The sequence below is a fragment of the Sphingorhabdus sp. M41 genome (genome assembly GCF_001586275.1).
Classification (GTDB): Bacteria; Pseudomonadota; Alphaproteobacteria; order Sphingomonadales; family Sphingomonadaceae; genus Parasphingorhabdus.
This window is the reverse complement of sequence record NZ_CP014545.1, coordinates 2,375,576-2,395,436: the sequence shown is the minus strand read 5'-3', so window position 1 is coordinate 2,395,436 and position 19,861 is coordinate 2,375,576. Positions and strand designations below refer to the sequence as shown.

The window sequence follows — 19,861 nt, the reverse complement described above, 5'->3', positions numbered from 1 at the left end:
ATCATGACCGTAAATCGCAGGTAAAGGATCGAGGGAGTATAAGCGTCCTATGTTAATGTCCAATCGCAACAAGGTGGCAAAGCTGCACTATATGCCGAACGGCTTCCGGCCGCTGACCTCGGGAGACCATGTCCTCTGCGCGGTGACCGGCGAAGCGATCCCGCTCGACGAGCTCCGTTACTGGAGCGTCGAAAAGCAGGAGCCCTATGCCACGGCACAGATTTCTGCGCAGGCTCATCTTCCGGAAAGCGAAAAATGATCGGACGGTTTAGAACCGTTCTGGCCCTTTTAGCCATCTCCGCTGCCGCTGCACCAGCGGCCATCGTCTATGCCAAAACCGCCGGAACCGGTGACACCGAACAGTCAGCCTTCCGCGAAGCGATAAAATTCGGCTTCAGCGGCGAAGCGATACAGGGCGGCGTGATGATCGGCGACGCGCCCGCAGGAACCCGCAGCCTGTCTTTTGACGGCGAGCCGGTCCCGTTCGACGAGGATGGCAAGTTCATCATCGCCTTCAACCGCGACGCCGGACAGGCCGCCAACATTATCGCAACGCTCGACAATGGCGAGACCGTCCGCAAATTCATCAACATTGCTCCCCGTAACTGGAAGATCGAGCATGTCAGCATCAACCGCCGGGCGACCACCCGCAGCGCCGCCTTCCTCGCGCGCCGTGGTCCCGAGCTCGCCCAGATCAACGCCGCGCGCTCGGTCACCAGCGACAGCAAGGGCTGGCGTGAAACCTTCATCTGGCCTGCAAAGGGCCGTATCTCCGGCCAGTTCGGATCGCAGCGCATCTATAATGGCGATCCCGGTAGCTATCACAGCGGCGTCGATATCGCTGCGCCCGCCGGCACCTATTATGTCGCCCCCGCCGATGGCGTGGTAACGCTGGCAGCATCCAGCCCGTTCACGCTCGAGGGCAATCTGCTGATGATCGACCATGGCATGGGCCTCAACAGCGCCTTTCTGCACGGCTCAGAGATATTGGTCAAAGAGGGACAGCAAGTCAAACGCGGCGAACCCATTGGCCGGATCGGCGCAACCGGCAGCGCCACCGGCCCGCATCTGCACTGGTCGATGAAATGGAACGCAGCCCGGATTGACCCGATCCTGCTGACCGGACCGATGGATTGATTTCATAATATCCCGGGGTTCAGTTCGCGACCCGTTTGACTTTGAATCCGCGACCATCATTCACTTTGGCCAGATAGCTTCCCAAGGCCGCACGTTCGATCGTGATCGAATCTCCCGCCTTTGGCCGACGCATGGTGCTGCGAGGAGGCTCGGTCTGCTGCCAAACCGCACCCTCTTCCAGCTGGATTAGCCATTTGCCGCTGCGAATCGTCCGCGCAGACTGGATGATCCCTTCAATTGCCTCGATTTGCTCGCCTTCATCACCATCACCGTCAAACAGCTTGATCCTTGGTAGCGTCAGCCCAAACAGGCCGCGTCGGGCTTCGCGAACCTGTTCGCGGTCGGCGATAACCACCTGATTGCTCGCCTGCGCGGTTTGCAGCGCGGTAACCTTGTCATCGTAGCAGGCCAGTCTTGCCGTTGGTTCTGCAACATCCTTGCAAGCTATCAAGTCTGTATAGATAGCCGGTGGCGCGGTCAGCGCCTTTTTCCGGTCCGTTTCCTGAGCAACTGCCGGGATACTAAGGCTGGCAGCGACCGCCGCGGTTGCTGAAAGCATGCCGGTGAAAAACCATTTAGAATTAACCATTGCCGTTTTTCCTGTCATTTCATTCCCTATGTCATGTGACATAAGCAATAGCGTCATCAGAGGCAATTCATTGTTCTGCCAGCCGTGATGGTTCTGCGAGAACAAAAATTTCGCGATGTCGCAGCGGAAAATTTGCCACATTCCCGCGCGCTACAGACTGTGACAAAATAGTTACAATCTGTACAAAATCCGCCGGTTTTGCTGAACAGAAGCTTTACAGGCCAGATGCCTTGTTGCAATTGACGCCCAACTCGATGGTCGAATCCGTGCGTTTGGGGCGTGCAGATTGCCATCGGTCAACAACCGGGGATAGGCTATGTTGGTCTACCTCTCCAGAATAAGGGACTGGATTACATGAGAAAATTTTCAAACCTAAAGGCATCTGTTGCACCTATGGTGCTCGGACTCGCTATGGTTTCTACGCCTGCCTTCGCGCAAGATCAGGAAGCCGCTGAAGCGGATCAAAGTGTTATCGTTGTTACCGGTTCGCGTATCAGCAACCCTAACCTGGAGCTTTCAAGCCCGGTTGGCGTTGTAACTTCCGAAGAACTGGAACTGCGTCAGACCAACACCGCTGAACAATTCCTTCGTGAGCTGCCATCGGCAATTCCATCAACCGGCTCTGCCGTAAACAACGGCAACGGCGGTTCGTCCTTCGTTAACCTTCGCGGTATCGGTTCGCAGCGTAACCTGGTTCTTCTCGACGGACGTCGCTTCGTTCCTGCCGACACAACCGGCCGCGTCGATCTTAACAGCATCCCATTGGCTGTTATCGAGCGTACCGATGTTCTGACCGGTGGTGCTACGACCACTTATGGTGCGGACGCAATCTCCGGCGTTGTTAACTTCATCACCAAGCGCGACTTTGCTGGCGTTGAGATGAATGTTTCGGAGCAAATCACCGAAGAAGGCGACGGCAATGTTTTCCGTACCGACCTGACCATTGGTGCTAATTTCGACGACGGACGCGGTAACGTTGTACTGAGCGTTGGTTATCAGGATCAGGACGCTGTATATCAGGGCGATCGTTCTTTTGGTGAATTTAACATCAGTTCGTTCTCTGGCGAAGCTGGCGGTTCTTCCAATGCCATCCCAGCTGTTATCATTGGCCCCATCCCAGGCGGCTTCGGTCAGATTGCTCCAGACGGACAGACCGTTCTGAGCGGTGTTTTTGATCGTCCATTCAACTTCAACCCGTTCAACATCTTCCAGACGCCATTTGAACGGTTCAACATTTTCAGCTCCGCTCGTTATGAAATCAACGAAAATGTTGAGCTTTACTCTCAGGCTGTCTTCTCCAAGCAGACGGTTAAAACGATCATCGCTCCCGGTGGCTCGTTCTTCAACAACTATGACATCAACCTGAACAACCCAACCATTCCGGTCGGTATCGCCAATCAGTTCTGTGCGGGTCTCGGTTTGACTGCAGCTCAGTGTACCGCTGGCATCAACACGCCATTCGGTCCAACCTTGGCTGGTGGTGCAACGAACCCTGACTTTGTTAATGTCAACACTCAGGTTCGTCGTCGTTCGATCGAAGCAGGTACGCGTGACTCGATCTATGCTTCGACCCTGTTCAACATGGTCGTAGGTGCTCGTGGCGCGATCACCGACAACATTAGCTATGATGTTTCGGGTACTTATGGCGAAAGCGAACGCATCCAGACCCAGACCGGCTTCTTCCGTCGTTCGCGTCTTGATGATGCACTTTATGTTCTTCCGAACGGGGAATGTATTTCGGGCAATGACGGATGTGCGCCGATCAACCTCTTTGGTCTGGAAGGCAACCTCGGTTCGCAGGCAGCCATCGACTATGTGGGTGGACTGACTCAACAGGTTATCACCAGCACGTCGATCGCAACCGTAAGCGGTTCGATTACCGGTGATCTCGGCTTCGGCTTGGCTGAAACCCCGATCCAGTTTGCTGTTGGTGGCGAATATCGTAGTTTCACTGCGACCCGGAAATCGGATGATGCCACGAAAACTCCAGGTGCCGTTGTCGGTGCTGGTGGTGCCGCTCCTGACATCGACGGCCAGTATGATGTGTATGACGCCTTTGGCGAAGTAAGCATTCCGGTGTTCGAAGGTGAATCTTTCGCAGAAAGCCTGACCATTGACCTCGGTGCCCGTTATTCCGATTATTCTTCTGCGGGTACGGAATTCACTTGGAAAGCTGGTGGTAGCTGGGAAGTCATTCCTGGACTGACCTTCCGTGGTAACTATCAGCGTTCATCGCGCGCACCGAATATCGGTGAATTGTTCACGCCAGTTTCGACCGGCTTGAGCAACTTGGGTTCCGATCCTTGCGCAGGTCCAACGGCTCCAACTGGCAACTTGCTTGCCGCTTGTTTGTCGCAGGTCCCTGCTGGAAGCACCGGTGCTGCCGCAATTCAGGCAGGTACGTTGCTTCAGCCAGCTGCTGGCCAGATCAACGTCACCACTGGCGGTAACCCAAATCTGGGAACGGAAACCGCTAAAACCTGGACTGTCGGTGTGGCGTTCCAGCCAGATGCGATCCCAGGGCTTGCTCTGACCGTGGACTACTTCAACATCGACGTCACGGAAGCAATCTCGTCGCCAACCGTTGGTGATGCTAAAGATGCTTGTTTTGACAATCCATCGGTTGCGAATCCATTCTGCTCACCGGCGTTCATTTCGCGTAACCCGGCAACAGGCGGTCTTGACGGCGATCCGGCCACCACAAGGGGCTTGATCTTGCAACAGACCAACTCGGGCGCGATTGCGACTGACGGTATCGATGTAAGCTTGCGGTACAACACGGACCTGAGCGATATGATCGGCCTGAGCCTGTCCTTCGACGGTACCTGGACGAACAAGAACAAGTTCCAGGCTTCACCAACGGGGCTGGATCGGGATTGCGTTGGCTTCTACTCGGTTAACTGTCTCTCGCCTCAGTCGGAATTCGCGTTTTCTCAGCGTACATCGATGACATTTGACGAAGATTACACGTTGTCATTGCGCTGGCGCTATCTGAGTGGTCTCCAGTATGAGCCTACCCAGAATAATGCAGAAATCGCGGCTGCTCTTGCTGATCCAACTGGTTGCCCTGATCCACTTGGTGCGGATACCGGTGGTTGCGTTGTAAACCCTGAGTTCACAACCATCCCGGCTGAACATTATTTCGATCTGTCATTCCAGTGGGATGTTAGTGAAAATGTACTGTTCACGCTGACAGCGCAGAACTTGCTGGACAACAAGCCGAAGCTGGTTGGTTCGGACATCGGTTCGACATCGTACAACTCCGGTAACGTCTATCCATCGTCTTATGACGCTCTGGGCCGTCGTTATGGTGCGAGCGTGAAATTCACTTTCTGATCTCAGCGATTAGAATTGAATAAAGAGGGCGGGCCATCTGGTCCGCCCTTTTTTGTTGTACTGTTGAGACCTTGGCTGTTTTATGATATATCCTTTATAACTGTCGGTATTAGTTTCTTGGGAAAGACAAAGATGCTGTTCGACAGGAAAACTAATCTGGACTCGTCTTGTGATAATGATTTTTATGGATCTTGTTCTGACGGGCCGTTGAACAGGATATGGAAATGCCGATAAATATTTTCGTGCCAACATTTTCACTATTAGCATTGGTCGCGATGAGCCCGACCAGTGCATCGGCCACTCCAGCGGCTGCTTTCGCTGGTACGGACACGGTAGAAGAACCAGCGAAGAAAACGCTGAAATTATCCGACAGGCGGCATCCTGACTATGTTCGCTGTCGATCAGAGCCCATTATCGGCTCTTTGGCCAAGAAGCGGCGAATATGCATGACGAACAAGGAATGGGCCCACTATGTCCGGACCGGATCCCGGTATTCCAAGGAGTTTGTTGACGATAACCAGCCGGGCTTTATGTGGACGCCTAAATAGAATCATTTGCTGCCAGCAGGCTTCAACTGGTCTGTAACGCTAGAAAATTTTGGAGTTAATATGAAATCCCTCATTCAAACGATCATCATTGGCTCGCTTGCAACAACAGCCTTGGCTGTTCCGTCAGCGATGGCTGCCGATATCGACAAGCCTGAAGCGCAGGCAAAAAAATCCAAAAAACCAAAGAAAATTACTGATCGGCGCCATCCTGACTATGTCCGTTGCCGGTCCGAGCCTGTCATCGGTTCGCTGACAAGGAAGAAGCGGATTTGCATGACCAATGCTCAGTGGGTAAAATTTACCCGTTCCGGTTCGCGGGATGCCAATCAGTTTGTACAGGACATGCAGTCGGGCCTTTCCGGCAACAACTGATGCGGTCTTGACGGTTAGTTGAAAAGTCGGCTGCCGATTTCCAATCGGATTTTCTGGCTGTCGGCAACCGCTTGCGTCCATTTGACGACCATCTTTATTTCTGCGCCATGTAGCGCAGCCATCTGGTTTTGTTCTTGCTGGCGTGCCTTTGCATCGAAAACCTCGCCCCGTTTCGCCTGGTCGAGCTTCGAGTGGCTGTTGAACGCTGGTCCCTCAAGGATCTGCGCGATTTTTGCGCTATCCATGCCGAGGCCATAAAATAGATTGAGAGCTTCGAGCGTTTCCCGCTGATTGGCGAGAAAGCTGTCGCTGTCGAGCACTCGCACACGGTCGGCACCAATTGTCTCGACAATTTTGGCAAAGGCGGCATGTTGCGAGAGCCAGCCAATCGCCGCGACCTGCAGGTCGGTGAGCTGTAACAGCTCTTCCGGCGAAAATCCGCCGACCGCATAGCCATCCTTCAAGGTTCCCAGCAGCACGTCGCGCACCCAGATGCGGCCCCACATTTCCTTTTTGACGATCGACTGCAAATAGGATTCCAGCGGCGCATATAATAATAGCGCCCGGGATTCCGGACGCAATTTAAGCGCTGGAATAGCCAGTGGCGTGCAGATATTGGACGGCTTGACGATCACCGCCCGGTCATTGCCCATGGGTCGGGCGAGGAGCTCGAGTGACTTGTCAAGAACGGCCGCCAGCCTCTGATTGTCTGCGCCTCGTCTCCGCCAGCCAATCATGTCGTTGAGTATGACCGGCTCTTTCAGGCCCATCGACACACCCTCTATGTCGAAAGCCCGCGCCATCATCGTCGAGCAGCAATAAGCGGAATGAAAAATGAAATGGACCGGCGCGGACTCCAGTTTCACGTCCGCGATATCCGCGCGGTTGATCAGTTCGTATCGGTCCACATTGGGCAAATGCTCATCGGTAATGAACGTGCAATTGCGGTGTACGTCACGCGGGACGTGGACAAAGCGAAAACCATCGGCGACTTCATCATAGCGATGCGGAAGATAATCCGCATCGCTTATGATTTCGGCTTGTTTGGCGGCTAAGTTCATCGACGCTAAATGCCCGTCACGAGCAAATTGCGCAAGCCTAAGCTGCGAGGGTTGCCACCGGCTCCATCTTCAGCCCGCCGTCGCCTTCGTCAATCTTGACCGTACTGTTGTCCGGCACGTCACCGCGCAGGATCAGGTCTGCCAGTGGATCCTGAAGATATTTCTGGATTGCGCGTTTCAGCGGCCGTGCACCATAGACCGGATCATAGCCAACCCGTCCCAGCCAGCGCCTTGCGGCATCGGTGAGGTCGAGTTCGATCTTCCGGTCCTTGAGCAATTTCTGCACCCGCAGAACCTGAATATCGACAATCGGCGCCATATGCTCTTCGGCAAGCCGGTGGAACAGGATGATTTCATCCAGCCTGTTCAGGAATTCCGGCCGGAAATGCGCCCGGACCACTTCCATCACCTGTGGCTCTACATCCTTGACGGATTCGCCTTCCTTCATGCTCGCCATATATTGGCTACCGAGGTTGGAGGTCAGGATGATCAGCGTGTTGGAGAAATCCACAACCCGGCCCTGACCGTCGGTCAGGCGACCGTCGTCGAGAACCTGCAGTAATACGTTGAACACATCGCCATGCGCCTTTTCTACCTCGTCAAACAGGATCACCTGATAAGGACGCCGGCGCACCGCTTCGGTCAGCACGCCACCTTCATCATAGCCGACATAGCCCGGAGGAGCGCCGATCAGGCGGGAGACGCTGTGTTTCTCCATGAATTCGGACATGTCGATGCGGACCATTGCCTGATCGTCATCGAACAGGAATCCGGCCAGCGCCTTGGTAAGCTCGGTCTTGCCGACGCCGGTGGGGCCGAGAAACAGGAAGCTGCCCAGCGGACGATTGGGATCCTGCAGGCCGGCTCGGCTGCGGCGGACCGCGGCGGATACCGCCGCGACTGCATCCTTCTGGCCAATCACCCGCTTGCCGATGATTTCTTCCATCGCCAGCAGCTTCTCGCGCTCGCCTTCGAGCATCTTGTCGACCGGAATGCCGGTCCATTTCGAGACCACGGCAGCAATATCTTCGGACATGACTTCTTCGCGCAGCATCGCCCCTTCCGTCGCGCCAGCGGCTTCTTCCAGTGCTTTTTCGAGATTGGGAATGGTTCCGTAGCTCAACTCGCCGGCCTTGGCGAGATCACCGGCCCGTTCGGCCTGTTCCAATTCGAGCCGGGCGTGATCCAGCTGCTCCTTGAGATGGGCCTCGGCATGGATCTTGTCTTTCTCGCCCTGCCAGCGCGTGGTCAGTTCGGCGCTATGCTGCTCGAGTTCGGCCAGTTCCTTCTCGAGCGTTTCAAGACGCCCCTTGGAGGCGTCATCGCTCTCCTTGGAAAGCGCCTCGCGCTCGATTTTCAGCTGGATGATCCGCCGGTCAAGATTTTCGATTTCTTCCGGCTTGGATTCGACTTCCATACGGATGCGGGAAGCCGCTTCGTCCATCAGGTCGATGGCCTTGTCGGGCAGGAAACGGTCTGAAATATAACGGTTCGACAGTGTGGCAGCACTGACAATAGCGCCATCGGTAATCCGTACGCCATGATGCAGTTCATATTTTTCCTTGAGCCCGCGCAGGATCGAAATCGTGTCTTCGACCGTAGGCTCGCCGATGAACACCGGCTGAAACCGCCGCTGCAGCGCAGCGTCCTTTTCGACATATTTCTGATATTCGTTGAGGGTCGTGGCGCCGATGCAATGCAGTTCGCCGCGTGCGAGCGCCGGCTTGAGCAGGTTGGAGGCATCCATCGAGCCTTCCGACGCGCCAGCACCGACCAATGTGTGCATCTCGTCAATAAACAGGATGATCTCGCCTTCCGCGCCACGCACTTCATCGAGCACGCTCTTCAACCGCTCTTCAAATTCGCCGCGATATTTGGCGCCGGCAATCAGCGAGCCCATGTCGAGGGACATCAGTCTTCGATCCTTCAGGCTGTCCGGCACATCGCCATTGGCAATGCGCAGCGCCATGCCTTCGGCGATGGCGGTCTTGCCGACGCCGGGTTCGCCGATCAGCACCGGATTATTCTTGGTCCGGCGCGCCAATATCTGGATCGTGCGGCGGATTTCCTCGTCGCGGCCAATGACCGGATCAAGCTTGCCGTCACGCGCGGCCTGGGTCAGGTCGCGGGTATATTTTTTCATCGCTTCATAGGCGTCCTCGGCCGAGGCGGTATCCGCCGAGCGGCCGCCGCGCAATTCGTTGATCGCTTTGTTCAGCGCTTCGGCGGTCACGCCAGAGGACTGCAACGCTTTGCCTGCGGCGCTATCCTTGGACAATAGCAGCGCGAGCAACAACCGCTCGACCGTGACATAGCTGTCTCCTGCCTTCTCCGCGATCTGTTCCGCCTGATCAAGCACTCGAACCGCATCATTGTTGAGCCCCGGCGTCTGCTGCGCTCCGCCACCGGACACAGCCGGAATCTTGGCCAGTACCGCATCAATTTCCTGATGCGCCTTTTTGGCATCGCCGCCCGCCTTGGCGATCAGACCCGCTGACATGCCCTGATCGTCTTCGAGCAAGGCCTTGGCGAGATGCGCCGCGGTAATTTGCTGGTGACTCATCCGGATTGCGACGGTCTGGGCGGATTGCAAAAAGCCCTTGGCGCGGTCAGTGAATTTCTCAAGGTTCATCGGTTCATCCTGTTTAATCTCAGTGTCTTGTCATAAATATGGTGTGGCAGTCGTGCAACACAACCATATTGATGATTTTTTCCGTCGGGTTGATATGGTAAGCGCTTCGCGTAGCAAAAGTACACGCAGCTTATGATGCTGTCGGAGAGGAAAAAATACGTGAAAACACTTAAGCGCGTGGGCATTGGGCTGCTCATCATTGCGGTACTGATGGCCATTGGCCTCTCGGTCTGGGAGCCTCTGAGTGTTGACCAGCCCGGTCCGCCGCCGGAATCTTCCTACGAAGCCCGTATCGTCCGCGATGAATTCGGTGTTCCGCATATTTTCGGCAAGACAGACGCCGATGTTGCCTATGGCGTGGCATATGCCCACTCCGAAGATGATTTTTCGACGCTGCAGGAAGTGACCGCAATGACGCGAGGCCGGATGGCGACGCTCAATGGCGCAGAAAGCGCGCCAATCGACTATATCGCCGCGTTACTGGACGTGCGTGGTACGGTGAACCGCAAATATGATGACCTGCCGCAGGATGTTCGTGCCCTGCTCGACGGCTATGCGTCCGGTCTCAATGCCTATGCCGGAGACCATCCCGAACAAGTCAAGCTGACGAAATTATTCCCTGTCAATGGACAGGATATTGCCGCCGGCTTCGTATTGCGTTCGCCATTTTTTTTCGGGCTGAACAACCCGATCGAAGCGCTGGTGCAGAATCAGGATCTGCCGCGTGAAGGCGGTCCGCGCCTGTCCGATGAGCAGGCAAAGCCATCCATCCATCCGCTCAGTCCGGATAAAATCGTTGATGAAAAGACGGTCACGCCGGTCGGTCCAGACCCGGATGAAAATGGTTCCAACGCCTATGCGATCGCGCCGGAACTTTCTCCCGAGGGCAAGACCCGCCTGATCTCCAATTCCCACCAGCCCTTGCGCGGCAATGTCGCCTGGTACGAGCTGGTCGTGCACAGCGAGCAGGGCTGGGACTTTGCCGGAGCCAATTTCCCGGGATCGCCGTTCCCGTTTCTCGGGCACAATAAATACCTCGGCTGGACCAACACGGTCAACCGCCCCGATCTTGTTGACGTCTACAAGCTGACGCTGAACGACAAGAAGGATGCCTACCGCTTTGATGGTCAATGGAAGCCGCTCGAAAAGAAGCGTGTCTGGCTCAAAATCAAATTCGGTCCCTTTGTCATTCCCTATCCGCAGATTGCCTATCGTTCGATCCACGGGCCGGTGATCATGAACGACAGCGGTGCCTATGCGCTTCGCTATGCCGGTATCGACGAGCTCGACATGCTGACCCAATATTACCGGATCAACAAGGCGACCAGTTTCGACGAATGGCAGGCGGCGATGGCGGGGCAGGGGGTTCCGGCAACCAATTTCATCTATGCCGACGCCAAGGGCAATATCGGAATGTATTATAACGCGATGTTCCCCGACCGGCCCGAGGGCTATGACTGGCGCACGATATTGCCCGGCGATACGTCCAATACGCTCTGGCAAGGAACCTTGCCGTTCACCCGCGTGCCTGCGCTAGTCAATCCGGCTTCCGGCTATGTCATGAATGCCAACAACACGCCCTATATTGCAGCGGGGCCGGGCGACGAGCTCAAGCCGGACAATTTCTCTTCGCTGCTCGGCGTTGAGAATGACGAAACCAACCGCTCGCGCCGGTCGATTGCCTTGCTGGAAAAGGCCAATGCCGACGGCAAGATCACCGATGCCGAATTGTGGGCCGTTAAATATGACACCGGCTACGAGAAAGCGGGTTACGCGAAAAACTGGCTCGACAGGATTGCCGCACTCAACCTGAAGGACAGCGCGAAACTGCTGAAGGCGCAGCAATTGCTGGCCCAGTGGGACTGGAATCTCGACGGCAAGGGCGCCGCAGACGCGCTCGCCCTGATGGTGCTGCGTCCGGCGAACAAGTCGCATTACAACCGCGGCAAAATGCCCGATCCGCGGCAGATACTGGAAGAAACGGTTGACCATCTGACCCAATATTTCGGCAAGATCGATCCGCCGATGAAGAATGTGCTGCGGATGCGGCAGGGCACGGTCGATCTGCCGGTCGATGGCGGCAATGACACGATCCGCGCTTCGACCCTTTGGGATGTCGACGAGGACGGGCGGCTATCGGTGCGCCACGGCGACAGTTTCATCATGTTCATGGAATGGGCGAAGGACGGCAAGGTCCACTCCCGCTCGATCCAGCCTTTCGGCGCCGCAACCACGCGACCGGGGTCACCGCATTATACCGACCAGATGCAGCTGTTTGTCGACAAGAAGCTGAAGCCGGTGTGGTTTGATCCGGCGGATCTGGAGAAGCACAAGACGAGTGATCGGGTTGTGCGGATGAACTGACAGACCGGCACGCCTAGCCCGCAGGGCTCCGCGTCAAGCGCGGAGCACATGAAGGGAGTTGTGCTCCGCACTTGATGCGGAGCTCTGGAGGCAAACGAAATGGCAATTTCATGACCAAAGCCGGCTACGTCTATCTCATGGCCAACCGGCGACGCGGAAAAACCTATCTCGGCGTCACCAGCCATCTCGTCCAGCGCGCCTATCAGCATCGCACCAAGCTGATCGAGGGATATTCAAAGGAGCATGACTGTACCTTGCTGGTCTGGTTTGAAGCCCATGATGATATCCAGGAAGCAAGAGCCAGAGAATGGAAACTCAAGAAATGGCGCAGGGAATGGAAAATAGCTTTGATTGAAGAGCAAAATCCAGAGTGGCGCGATCTATTCGACGATATCGCCTAGCCCGCAGGGCTCCGCGTCAAGCGCGGAGCACATTATCACAAGCGGTCGCTGGAACAAACGCTGTGCTCCGCACTTGATGCGGAGCTCTGTACCCGCCAGAGCAACTATTCCCTTTCGGAACTATATATGTCGAGATCTAGCTTTAGGCCGCGAGATCCTATGGCTACCAGCGTAAGAGGGCTTAAACTGATACCTTCATTTTGATCCTTGAGGAACAGTCCCGTGAAGATGTCAGCCTGAAAGCGACTTGTTAAATCGTTCCAAATGCCGAGGTCGTCCGACATTTGACTCAGCAATAATTCAATTTGTCTGTCTAAATCACCTGGCGAAAGCCGAGGTGTGTGCCTCCGCCAAGATCCGGTTCTGGCAATCTTCGTCGCTCCCTTTGCTGTGAGCCAAGTGCCACCCTTCTGGACTCCGATAGTAGCTTCACACCCAAGCTTAATAGTTATTTCATCCGGATTCAAATCATCTCCGAAAAAGCGGAGGCCTACGGACGTTTCAGAAACGGTACCCATGATTAAGGCACCAATACCGTATCCACCGCCTCATCCAACAAATCCGGATAATCGGTAATATAATGCAGTCCCCGGCTTTCCTTCCGCGCCAGCGCTGACTTCACGATCAGGTCCGCGACCTCGATCAGATTACGCAGTTCGATCAGATCCTGGGTCACGCGGAAATTGCCGTAATATTCCTGCACTTCTCCGCGCAGCAGGTCGATCCGGTGCTGGGCGCGTTCGAGGCGTTTGGTGGTGCGGACGATGCCGACATAATTCCACATGAAGCGGCGGATTTCGGTCCAGGTCTGCTTGATGACGACTTCTTCGTCGCTGTCGGTGACGCGGCTTTCATCCCAGGGGCGGATCGCAGGCGGCTCGGGCATGTCTTCCCAATGTTCGGAAATATCCCGGGCGGCGGCATCGCCGAAGACGAAACATTCGAGCAGGCTGTTGGAGGCCAGCCGGTTGGCACCGTGCAAGCCGCTCTCGCTCGCTTCACCCGCCGCATAGAGACCGGGCAGGTCGGTGCGACCCGCGAGATCGATCAGGATTCCGCCGCAGGTATAATGCTGCGCCGGCACCACCGGGATCGGTCCCTTGGTCATGTCGATGCCCAGTCCGATCAGCTTTTCATAAATATTCGGGAAATGGGCTTTCACAAATTCCGGATCGCGGTGCGAGATGTCGAGATCGACATAGTCCAGCCCGAGCCGCTTGATCTCGTGGTCATTGGCGCGCGCGACAATATCGCGCGGGGCCAGTTCCATCCGTTCCGGATCAAAGCGCTGCATATAGCGCTCGCCTGCCTCGTCGCCTGCATCGGCTGGCAGTTTCAGATGCCCGCCTTCGCCGCGCACCGCTTCGGTGATCAGGAAATTCTTGACCTCGAGATTGTAAAGGCAGGTCGGGTGGAACTGCATCATCTCCATATTGGAAACCCGTGCGCCGGCGCGCCAGGCCATGGCGATGCCGTCGCCGGTCGCGCCGCGGGGGGCGGTCGAGAACAGATAGGTCCGGCCAGCGCCGCCGCTGGCCATGATCGTCGCGCGCGAAGTCAGGGTCTCGACACGGCCATTTGCATTGTTGAGCGCGTAGACACCCCAGACATTCTTTGCCCCCGTCGGGGTTTCCGCATGGCGGTCTACGATCAGGTCGATCGCCACCATATGCGGTCTGAGCGTGATATTCGGATGAGCCGCAGCAGTATTCTGCAACGCCTCTTGCACCGCCCAGCCGGTGGCATCATCGACATGGACGATGCGCCGGTGACTATGTCCACCCTCGCGGGTGAGGTGCAGAACTTCCGCCTCCTTGTTGAAGGGTACGCCCATATCCTCCAGCCGTTCAATCGCGGCTGGTGCGTTTTCCACGACAAATTCGACGGTTTCGCGGCGGTTGAGGCCCGCCCCAGCGACCATCGTGTCGTTGATATGATTGTCGAACGTGTCACCGGCATCGAGCACGGCGGCGATCCCGCCTTGCGCCCATGCGGTGGAGCCGCCGGTCAGTTCGCCCTTGGCCAGCACCAGTACCTTGTGGGTACGGGCCAGGGTGATTGCTGCGCTCAGTCCGGCCGCGCCGGATCCGACAATGATGACGTCATGGTTCAATTGATAAATTCCGTTTGTCCTGAGCGTGTCGAAGGATGTTGCTCCGCTGACAGCCGTGGTTTGACAGGTTCACCGCCAACGGAATTGGCGGCGAGCAACATTCTCATGCAGCTTTGGCGCGGGTCAGGTTGAGAAACACATCCTCGAGATCCGCTTCTTTGGTGGTGACCTCAACAATCGCAAAGCCGCGTTCCTGGATCGCCGCCATTACCCCGCCGGCGTTGGTCCGGTCCTTGTTATAAGTGACCGCCACCGTGCGCGGGCCGATGATCTCGGCTTTTTCGAACAGTTCATTCGCAAAGGAGACCGCATCCTGTGCCTCGCTGATATCGCGGTCCAGCGTCAGTTCGACCAGCTTTTCGCGGGCCATGTCGACCAGCTCGGGGGTCGGCTTGTTGGCGATCAGCTTGCCATGGTTGATAATCGCGATTCGATCGCAGAGATTTTCGGCTTCCTCGAGATAATGGGTGGTCAGCACGATGGTTACCCCGGCTTTGTTGAGATCCACGACATATTCCCACAGCTGCTGCCGCAGGTCGATGTCGACCCCCGCTGTCGGCTCGTCAAGCACCAAAATCGGTGGCGAGTGGACCATCGCCTTGGCAACCAGCAGCCGCCGCTTCATACCGCCGGACAAGGTGCGGGCATAGGCATCAGCTTTGTCTTCCAGATGCACCGCGCGCAGCAATTCCATCGTCCGCCGCTTTGCTTTCGCGACGCCATAGAGTCCGGCCTGCACTTCCAGTGCCTCGGAAGGTGTGAAAAAGGGGTCGAAAATGATTTCCTGCGGCACGATCCCGATCGAGGCCTTGGCGTTGCGCGGGCTGTCATCAATATCAAAGCCCCAGATACTGGCGCTGCCACCGGTCTTGCGGACCATTCCGGAAAGAATGTTGATCAGCGTCGACTTGCCGGCACCATTCGGGCCAAGCAGACCAAAAATCGACCCGCGCGGCACGTCAAATGTCACGTCATCGAGAGCCTGTTTGCCGCCGGCGTAGGTTTTGGACAGGTTGTTTATCGAAATTGCTGCATCACTCATTGCGGCGGCATACCCATATTAATACTCATAATCAAAGGCTTTGGCAGGGTCATCGTGGCAGCGGCAAAAGACTTTTGCTTCCGCCATCAATCTACTGTTGCCCCGTCGCGATATCGATTGTGCAGAGCAGTGTTTTGCACATTAACCATCTTACCGACCCATTTGCTTCACGCATGCCGGCTAGACCGCCTGAAATGTGGAACAACCAACGTTCAGCCGATTGCGGGCATGTCTCGGGCGCAGCAGCTATATTTGCCCTGGGCGTCGGCTCGCTCATGATCGGCATTGCCCCCGCCAGCGCACGAAGCGCGCGCAGCCAGGTTTCGGCCGAGATTGAAGTGCCGCTGACGATCCGGAAGCTGAACGACATGAACTTTGGTGATGTGGCGCCGGGCAGCGGAGAAAGCCGCCTGCTGATGAGCAACAATGGTTCGATCGACGTTCTGGGCACGGCAACGCATCTGGGTGGAAGCATTGCCCAGGCGGCTTTTGAAATTACCGGTCCACCGAACGGCTGGGTCTCGTGCAACTTTGGTTTACCGACGATTGAACTCACCAATGGTTCGGGGGACACGATGACCGTCGAACATTTCACTTTCCATGGCTATCAGCGCCTTAGCAGCCAGGGGCGTCGCAAAATGCGCGCCTCGGGCGACCTTGTCGTGGCTCCGAACCAGGCGCCGGGTGATTATGTCGGTGAATTTGATGTCACCATCGATTTTCAGTGATCAGAACCTTTCCATCAATCCCGAAGCGATGGGTGGCCCGAGATGAGAAATCTCTACAGCTACATCGCTTCGCAACAAGACCGCATTGCCAACTTCATAAGATTACCGTGAAATTAACCATGCGGGTACATGCTTAATTACAACGTTTGCACTAGGACAATTTTTGTGATGACCAGACACCAAATTCTCCCGCGCCTGATCGGCGCTCTCCTCTTTGCCCTTGTCCTACTGACGAGCGCTCCCGCTGCCTTTGCGCAAGCTGATAATAGCGATACGGATGCCGTGGTGGTGAGTCCGCTTTCGCTTGTCCCGGTTGAGGATCTCAATTTCGGCAATCTGATTCCGGGCGATACAGGTGGAACCGCAGTGATCAGTCCGGCCGGTGGCCGAACCGTGTCCGGATCGGTCGTAGCTGCCGGTGGAACGGTCAGCAACGCCGAGTTTCAGGGATATGGCACACGAAACCGATATGTCTTTATTAGCACGGCCTCGTCGAGCTATCGGCTCTCCCGCGTCGGTGGCGGCGGGAATATGCGGTTGCGGTCTCTGACCCTGCAAGCGGACAATCTGACCCCGGTCAATTTCCCCGGCCTGTTCCGCATCGCGTCGACCAATGTGATCACGCTGCGGATCGGCGGCACTCTGGACGTGCGGGCCAATCAACGAGCTGGCGTCTATCAGGGCACTTTCCCGATCACGATGAACTATTACTGATATTTGCGGGATTGCGCAGCGTCCGATCCGTTGCTAATCGCCTAGCATGATTGACGCTCCGGAAATTGTCAGAACAGCCAAGAAACGCAATGCTTGCGATGGCGCAACCGGTATTCCGGGCGGCGCAGCGCTTGGCCATCCGCGTGTTTGGCTCGAGATCGACGAAAAAGGCTATGTAGATTGCGGCTATTGTGACCGGCGATTCGTTCTGGTCGGTGGTCCCGCAGACATCAGTTCGGCGCAGCCCGAAGAATAATCCGACATAGGGGGTGCAAGGCCTCCGATTCATTTCTATATGGGTGGGATGATAGAAAATCTTGATCCCCGCTCCTTTCTCTACCGTCCCGATGGCCTGGACCCGGAGCGCGCCAAAGCGCTTGTTTCCAACAGCCTGTCCGCTTGTGACGATGGCGAACTCTATCTGCAATATAGCGCGGTCGAGAGTTTCGGATTTGACGATGGCCGTCTGAAGACCGCAGATTACAGCACCGACAGCGGCTTTGGCCTGCGCGGCGTCTCGGGCGAGATGACCGGTTTTTCGCACAGCAATGAAATCAGCGAGGCGGCGATCAAACGCGCTGCCCAGACTCTGCAACTGCTCGACCCGGCCAAGGGGGAGAAAGCCCCGCCGCCCCGCGGCAACAACCGTCATCTATATGGCGAAGCCAATCCGCTGGAGGCGATACCCTTCGCGAAAAAAGTAGCCCTCTGCCAGCAGATTGACGCCGCCGCCCGCGCGCGCGATCCTCGCGTTTCCCAAGTTTCCGTTGGTCTTTCGGGCAGCTGGAGCGTTGTCGAAATCGTCCGGCCCGACGGCTTTGTCGCCACCGATGTCCGACCGCTGGTGCGGCTCAACGTATCGATCGTCGCCGAACAAAATGGCCGCCGGGAAAGCGGCAGCTTCGGCATGGGCGGGCGTTATCTCTATGACGACCTGTTCGAGGAAGCGCGCTGGAACCGCGCCGTCGACGAAGCCCTGGCGCAAGCGCTGGTCAATCTCGAAAGCGTGGATGCGCCAGCGGGTGAACAGACCGTGTTGCTCGGCCCCGGCTGGCCCGGTATCATTCTTCACGAAGCCATCGGACATGGCCTCGAAGGCGATTTCAACCGCAAGGGCACCAGCGCCTTCTCCGGCAAAATCGGCCAGCGCGTCGCTGCGCCCGGCGTTACCGTGGTCGACGATGGTTCGATCAAGGAACGACGCGGATCGCTCAGCATCGATGACGAAGGCACGCCGACGCAGGAAAATGTCCTGATCGAGGACGGCATATTGAAATGCTATATGCAGGACCGGCTCAATGCCCGCCTGATGGGCGTCCCCGCCACCGGTAACGGGCGCCGTGAAAGCTATGCTCACGCGCCGATGCCGCGGATGACTAATACGTTCATGCGTGGCGGCAAGGATGATCCAGACGAACTGATGAGCCGGGTCAAAAACGGAATTTACGCCAAAAGCTTTGGCGGCGGGCAGGTTGATATTGTCTCGGGCAAATTCGTCTTCTCCTGCACCGAGGCCTACAAGATCGAAAACGGCAAACTCGGTGCGCCGATCAAGGGTGCGACCCTCATTGGCGACGGTCCGACCGTGCTGACCAAAGTCTCCGGTATCGGCAACGACATGGCGCTCGATGAGGGCATCGGCATGTGCGGCAAGGGTGGCCAGTCTGTGCCGGCTGGTGTCGGCCAGCCGACCTTGCTGGTGGATTCGCTGACGGTCGGAGGGACGGCGTAAGCCTGAATTTGGCATGACAAAATCGAGCTTATCACGATGAACTGGCCTGCTGAAATATTGTCCTTCTGGTTTGATGAACTCGACCCCAGGGACTGGTGGGCCAAGAATGATGCCACCGATGAGGAGATCGAGAAGCGTTTCCTGGAGCTATGGGAAGAGCAGAAATCGAAAACTGCACCGGATTTCCTGAATTCGCCGGAAACTGCTCTGGCTGCCGTGATCCTCTTTGACCAGTTTCCGCGCAATATGTTCCGCGGCAGGGCCGATGCCTATTCCACCGATCATCTGGCGCAACAGATTGCCGAAAAGGCGGTTGATCTGGAACTCGACGCGCAATTGCCCGAGGATCGGCGCGCCTTCCTCTATATGCCGTTCATGCATGCGGAGGATATCCAGCTGCAAAATCGGTCCGTGACCCTGTTCACCAAGCTTGGCAGTAACGAGAAATTTGCCAATGATCATCACGACGTGATCGCGAAATTTGGCCGTTTCCCTCATCGCAACGAGGTGCTTGGGCGGGAAACCAGAGCCGAGGAACAGGCTGCAATTGATGCAGGAGCGAGTTGGTAGTCGCGGTGCCGGGCGGTGCGGCAAAGCAGACCTGGCGAGCGCTCAAAGTCTGGCCCGCTGCCGGTCGCTGGAAAGCAGACTTGGCCATCGCGCTTCCGGCTGCTGTGATTATCGCATTATCGGGATATCTGGGCGGCTGGCTCCGCTTTGACCCGCTGACCGATCTGCCGTCTGGCCTGATCGCCGCCGTCATCCTGTTCTTCATTCCGGTGCTGGCCGAAGAGCTGGTCTTTCGCGGCCTGCTGTTGTCCTGGTTCGCAACATTCTCGCAGCGCTGGGGCAACTGGCTGTCGATCGGACTGTTCGTGCTCTGGCATCCGTTGCAGGCGCTGATTTTCGAACCATCATGGTCAGCAATCTTCCTGCAGCCTTCGTTTCTATTTGCTACGTTCATCCTGGGCATAGTATTGACCCATATCCGGATTGTTTCGCAGTCCCTTTGGCCTGTGATAATGATTCACTGGTCGCTGGTTCTGAGCTGGAAACTGTTATTTGGCGGGCCATTTTACTGAGAAGGGTGAA

19 protein-coding genes are annotated in these 19,861 nt (G+C 56.5%); 13 read left to right on the top strand and 6 right to left on the bottom strand.

Annotated elements, in window-relative coordinates; translation table 11 throughout:
• Positions 1–49 precede the first annotated feature (49 nt).
• Together AZE99_RS11310 and AZE99_RS11305 are read left to right on the top strand one after the other, a co-directional pair.
• Positions 50–259 carry a DUF2093 domain-containing protein gene (locus tag AZE99_RS11310; protein WP_067201117.1) on the top strand — a complete coding sequence of 70 codons (210 nt, stop codon included), beginning with the start codon at positions 50–52 and terminating at the stop codon, positions 257–259.
• Positions 256–1,137: a M23 family metallopeptidase gene (locus AZE99_RS11305; RefSeq protein WP_067201116.1), complete on the top strand. Its 882-nt coding sequence runs from the start codon at positions 256–258 to the stop codon at positions 1,135–1,137. The genes AZE99_RS11310 and AZE99_RS11305 overlap by 4 nt, the downstream gene beginning before the upstream one ends.
• Before the next feature lie 19 nt (positions 1,138–1,156).
• Here AZE99_RS11305 and AZE99_RS11300 read toward each other — a convergent pair whose 3' ends face one another.
• The gene (locus AZE99_RS11300) at positions 1,157–1,726 is read right to left on the bottom strand and encodes a hypothetical protein (protein WP_156472229.1); all 570 of its coding nucleotides are present in this window, start codon (positions 1,724–1,726) and stop codon (positions 1,157–1,159) included.
• A 354-nt stretch (positions 1,727–2,080) separates the two neighbouring features.
• Between AZE99_RS11300 and AZE99_RS11295 the strand changes: the two genes are divergently transcribed.
• From AZE99_RS11295 to AZE99_RS11290, 3 genes are all read left to right on the top strand, one after another.
• Positions 2,081–5,062, top strand: coding sequence for a TonB-dependent receptor domain-containing protein (locus AZE99_RS11295; RefSeq protein WP_067201113.1), 2,982 nt, complete (start codon positions 2,081–2,083; stop codon positions 5,060–5,062).
• A gap of 224 nt (positions 5,063–5,286) precedes the next feature.
• A complete protein-coding gene (locus AZE99_RS16155; protein WP_156472227.1) occupies positions 5,287–5,610 on the top strand; it encodes a hypothetical protein in 324 nt (107 codons plus the stop codon).
• 6 nt (positions 5,611–5,616) lie between these two features.
• Positions 5,617–5,982, top strand: a complete 366-nt coding sequence (locus AZE99_RS11290; RefSeq protein ID WP_156472226.1) for a hypothetical protein — start codon at positions 5,617–5,619, stop codon at positions 5,980–5,982.
• Between the two features lie 14 nt (positions 5,983–5,996).
• Here the strand turns inward: AZE99_RS11290 and AZE99_RS11285 are convergent, their stop codons facing one another.
• Both AZE99_RS11285 and clpB read right to left on the bottom strand, forming a co-directional pair.
• Positions 5,997–7,043, bottom strand: a complete 1,047-nt coding sequence (locus tag AZE99_RS11285; protein WP_067201110.1) for a hypothetical protein — start codon at positions 7,041–7,043, stop codon at positions 5,997–5,999.
• A gap of 37 nt (positions 7,044–7,080) precedes the next feature.
• Positions 7,081–9,675, bottom strand: coding sequence for an ATP-dependent chaperone ClpB (gene clpB, locus AZE99_RS11280; protein ID WP_067201108.1), 2,595 nt, complete (start codon positions 9,673–9,675; stop codon positions 7,081–7,083).
• A 159-nt stretch (positions 9,676–9,834) separates the two neighbouring features.
• On the opposite strand from clpB, the gene AZE99_RS11275 reads away from it, so the two are divergent.
• Together AZE99_RS11275 and AZE99_RS11270 are read left to right on the top strand one after the other, a co-directional pair.
• Entirely contained in the window at positions 9,835–12,039 is a 2,205-nt protein-coding gene (locus tag AZE99_RS11275) for an acylase (RefSeq protein ID WP_335339208.1), read from the top strand.
• Between the two features lie 110 nt (positions 12,040–12,149).
• Entirely contained in the window at positions 12,150–12,440 is a 291-nt protein-coding gene (locus AZE99_RS11270) for a GIY-YIG nuclease family protein (protein ID WP_067201102.1), read from the top strand.
• Between the two features lie 104 nt (positions 12,441–12,544).
• On the opposite strand, the gene AZE99_RS16545 is transcribed toward AZE99_RS11270, so the two are convergent.
• The 3 genes from AZE99_RS16545 to AZE99_RS11255 form a co-directional block, all read right to left on the bottom strand.
• The gene (locus AZE99_RS16545; protein WP_067201099.1) at positions 12,545–12,958 is read right to left on the bottom strand and encodes a DUF4279 domain-containing protein; all 414 of its coding nucleotides are present in this window, start codon (positions 12,956–12,958) and stop codon (positions 12,545–12,547) included.
• Positions 12,959–12,960: 2 nt separating this feature from the next.
• Positions 12,961–14,562, bottom strand: coding sequence for an L-aspartate oxidase (nadB, locus tag AZE99_RS11260; RefSeq protein WP_067201097.1), 1,602 nt, complete (start codon positions 14,560–14,562; stop codon positions 12,961–12,963).
• A gap of 94 nt (positions 14,563–14,656) precedes the next feature.
• Positions 14,657–15,595, bottom strand: coding sequence for an ABC transporter ATP-binding protein (locus AZE99_RS11255; RefSeq protein WP_067201095.1), 939 nt, complete (start codon positions 15,593–15,595; stop codon positions 14,657–14,659).
• A 194-nt stretch (positions 15,596–15,789) separates the two neighbouring features.
• Here AZE99_RS11255 and AZE99_RS11250 point away from each other — a divergent pair, with 194 nt between their 5' ends.
• The 6 genes from AZE99_RS11250 (at position 15,790) to AZE99_RS11225 (ending at position 19,851) form a co-directional block, all read left to right on the top strand.
• Positions 15,790–16,323: a DUF4402 domain-containing protein gene (locus AZE99_RS11250; RefSeq protein WP_067201093.1), complete on the top strand. Its 534-nt coding sequence runs from the start codon at positions 15,790–15,792 to the stop codon at positions 16,321–16,323.
• A gap of 168 nt (positions 16,324–16,491) precedes the next feature.
• The gene (locus AZE99_RS11245; RefSeq protein WP_067201091.1) at positions 16,492–17,037 is read left to right on the top strand and encodes a DUF4402 domain-containing protein; all 546 of its coding nucleotides are present in this window, start codon (positions 16,492–16,494) and stop codon (positions 17,035–17,037) included.
• A gap of 46 nt (positions 17,038–17,083) precedes the next feature.
• Complete coding sequence (locus AZE99_RS11240) at positions 17,084–17,293, top strand: zinc-finger domain-containing protein (RefSeq protein ID WP_067201087.1); 210 nt, start codon at positions 17,084–17,086, stop codon at positions 17,291–17,293.
• A gap of 48 nt (positions 17,294–17,341) precedes the next feature.
• On the top strand, positions 17,342–18,769 hold the full coding sequence (gene tldD / locus AZE99_RS11235) for a metalloprotease TldD (RefSeq protein WP_067203590.1): 1,428 nt from the start codon (positions 17,342–17,344) through the stop codon (positions 18,767–18,769).
• A gap of 36 nt (positions 18,770–18,805) precedes the next feature.
• Positions 18,806–19,339, top strand: a complete 534-nt coding sequence (locus AZE99_RS11230) for a DUF924 family protein (protein ID WP_067201084.1) — start codon at positions 18,806–18,808, stop codon at positions 19,337–19,339.
• Positions 19,333–19,851: a CPBP family glutamic-type intramembrane protease gene (locus tag AZE99_RS11225; RefSeq protein WP_067201072.1), complete on the top strand. Its 519-nt coding sequence runs from the start codon at positions 19,333–19,335 to the stop codon at positions 19,849–19,851. Before AZE99_RS11230 ends, AZE99_RS11225 begins: the two co-directional genes overlap by 7 nt.
• The last annotated feature ends 10 nt before the right edge of the window (positions 19,852–19,861 follow it).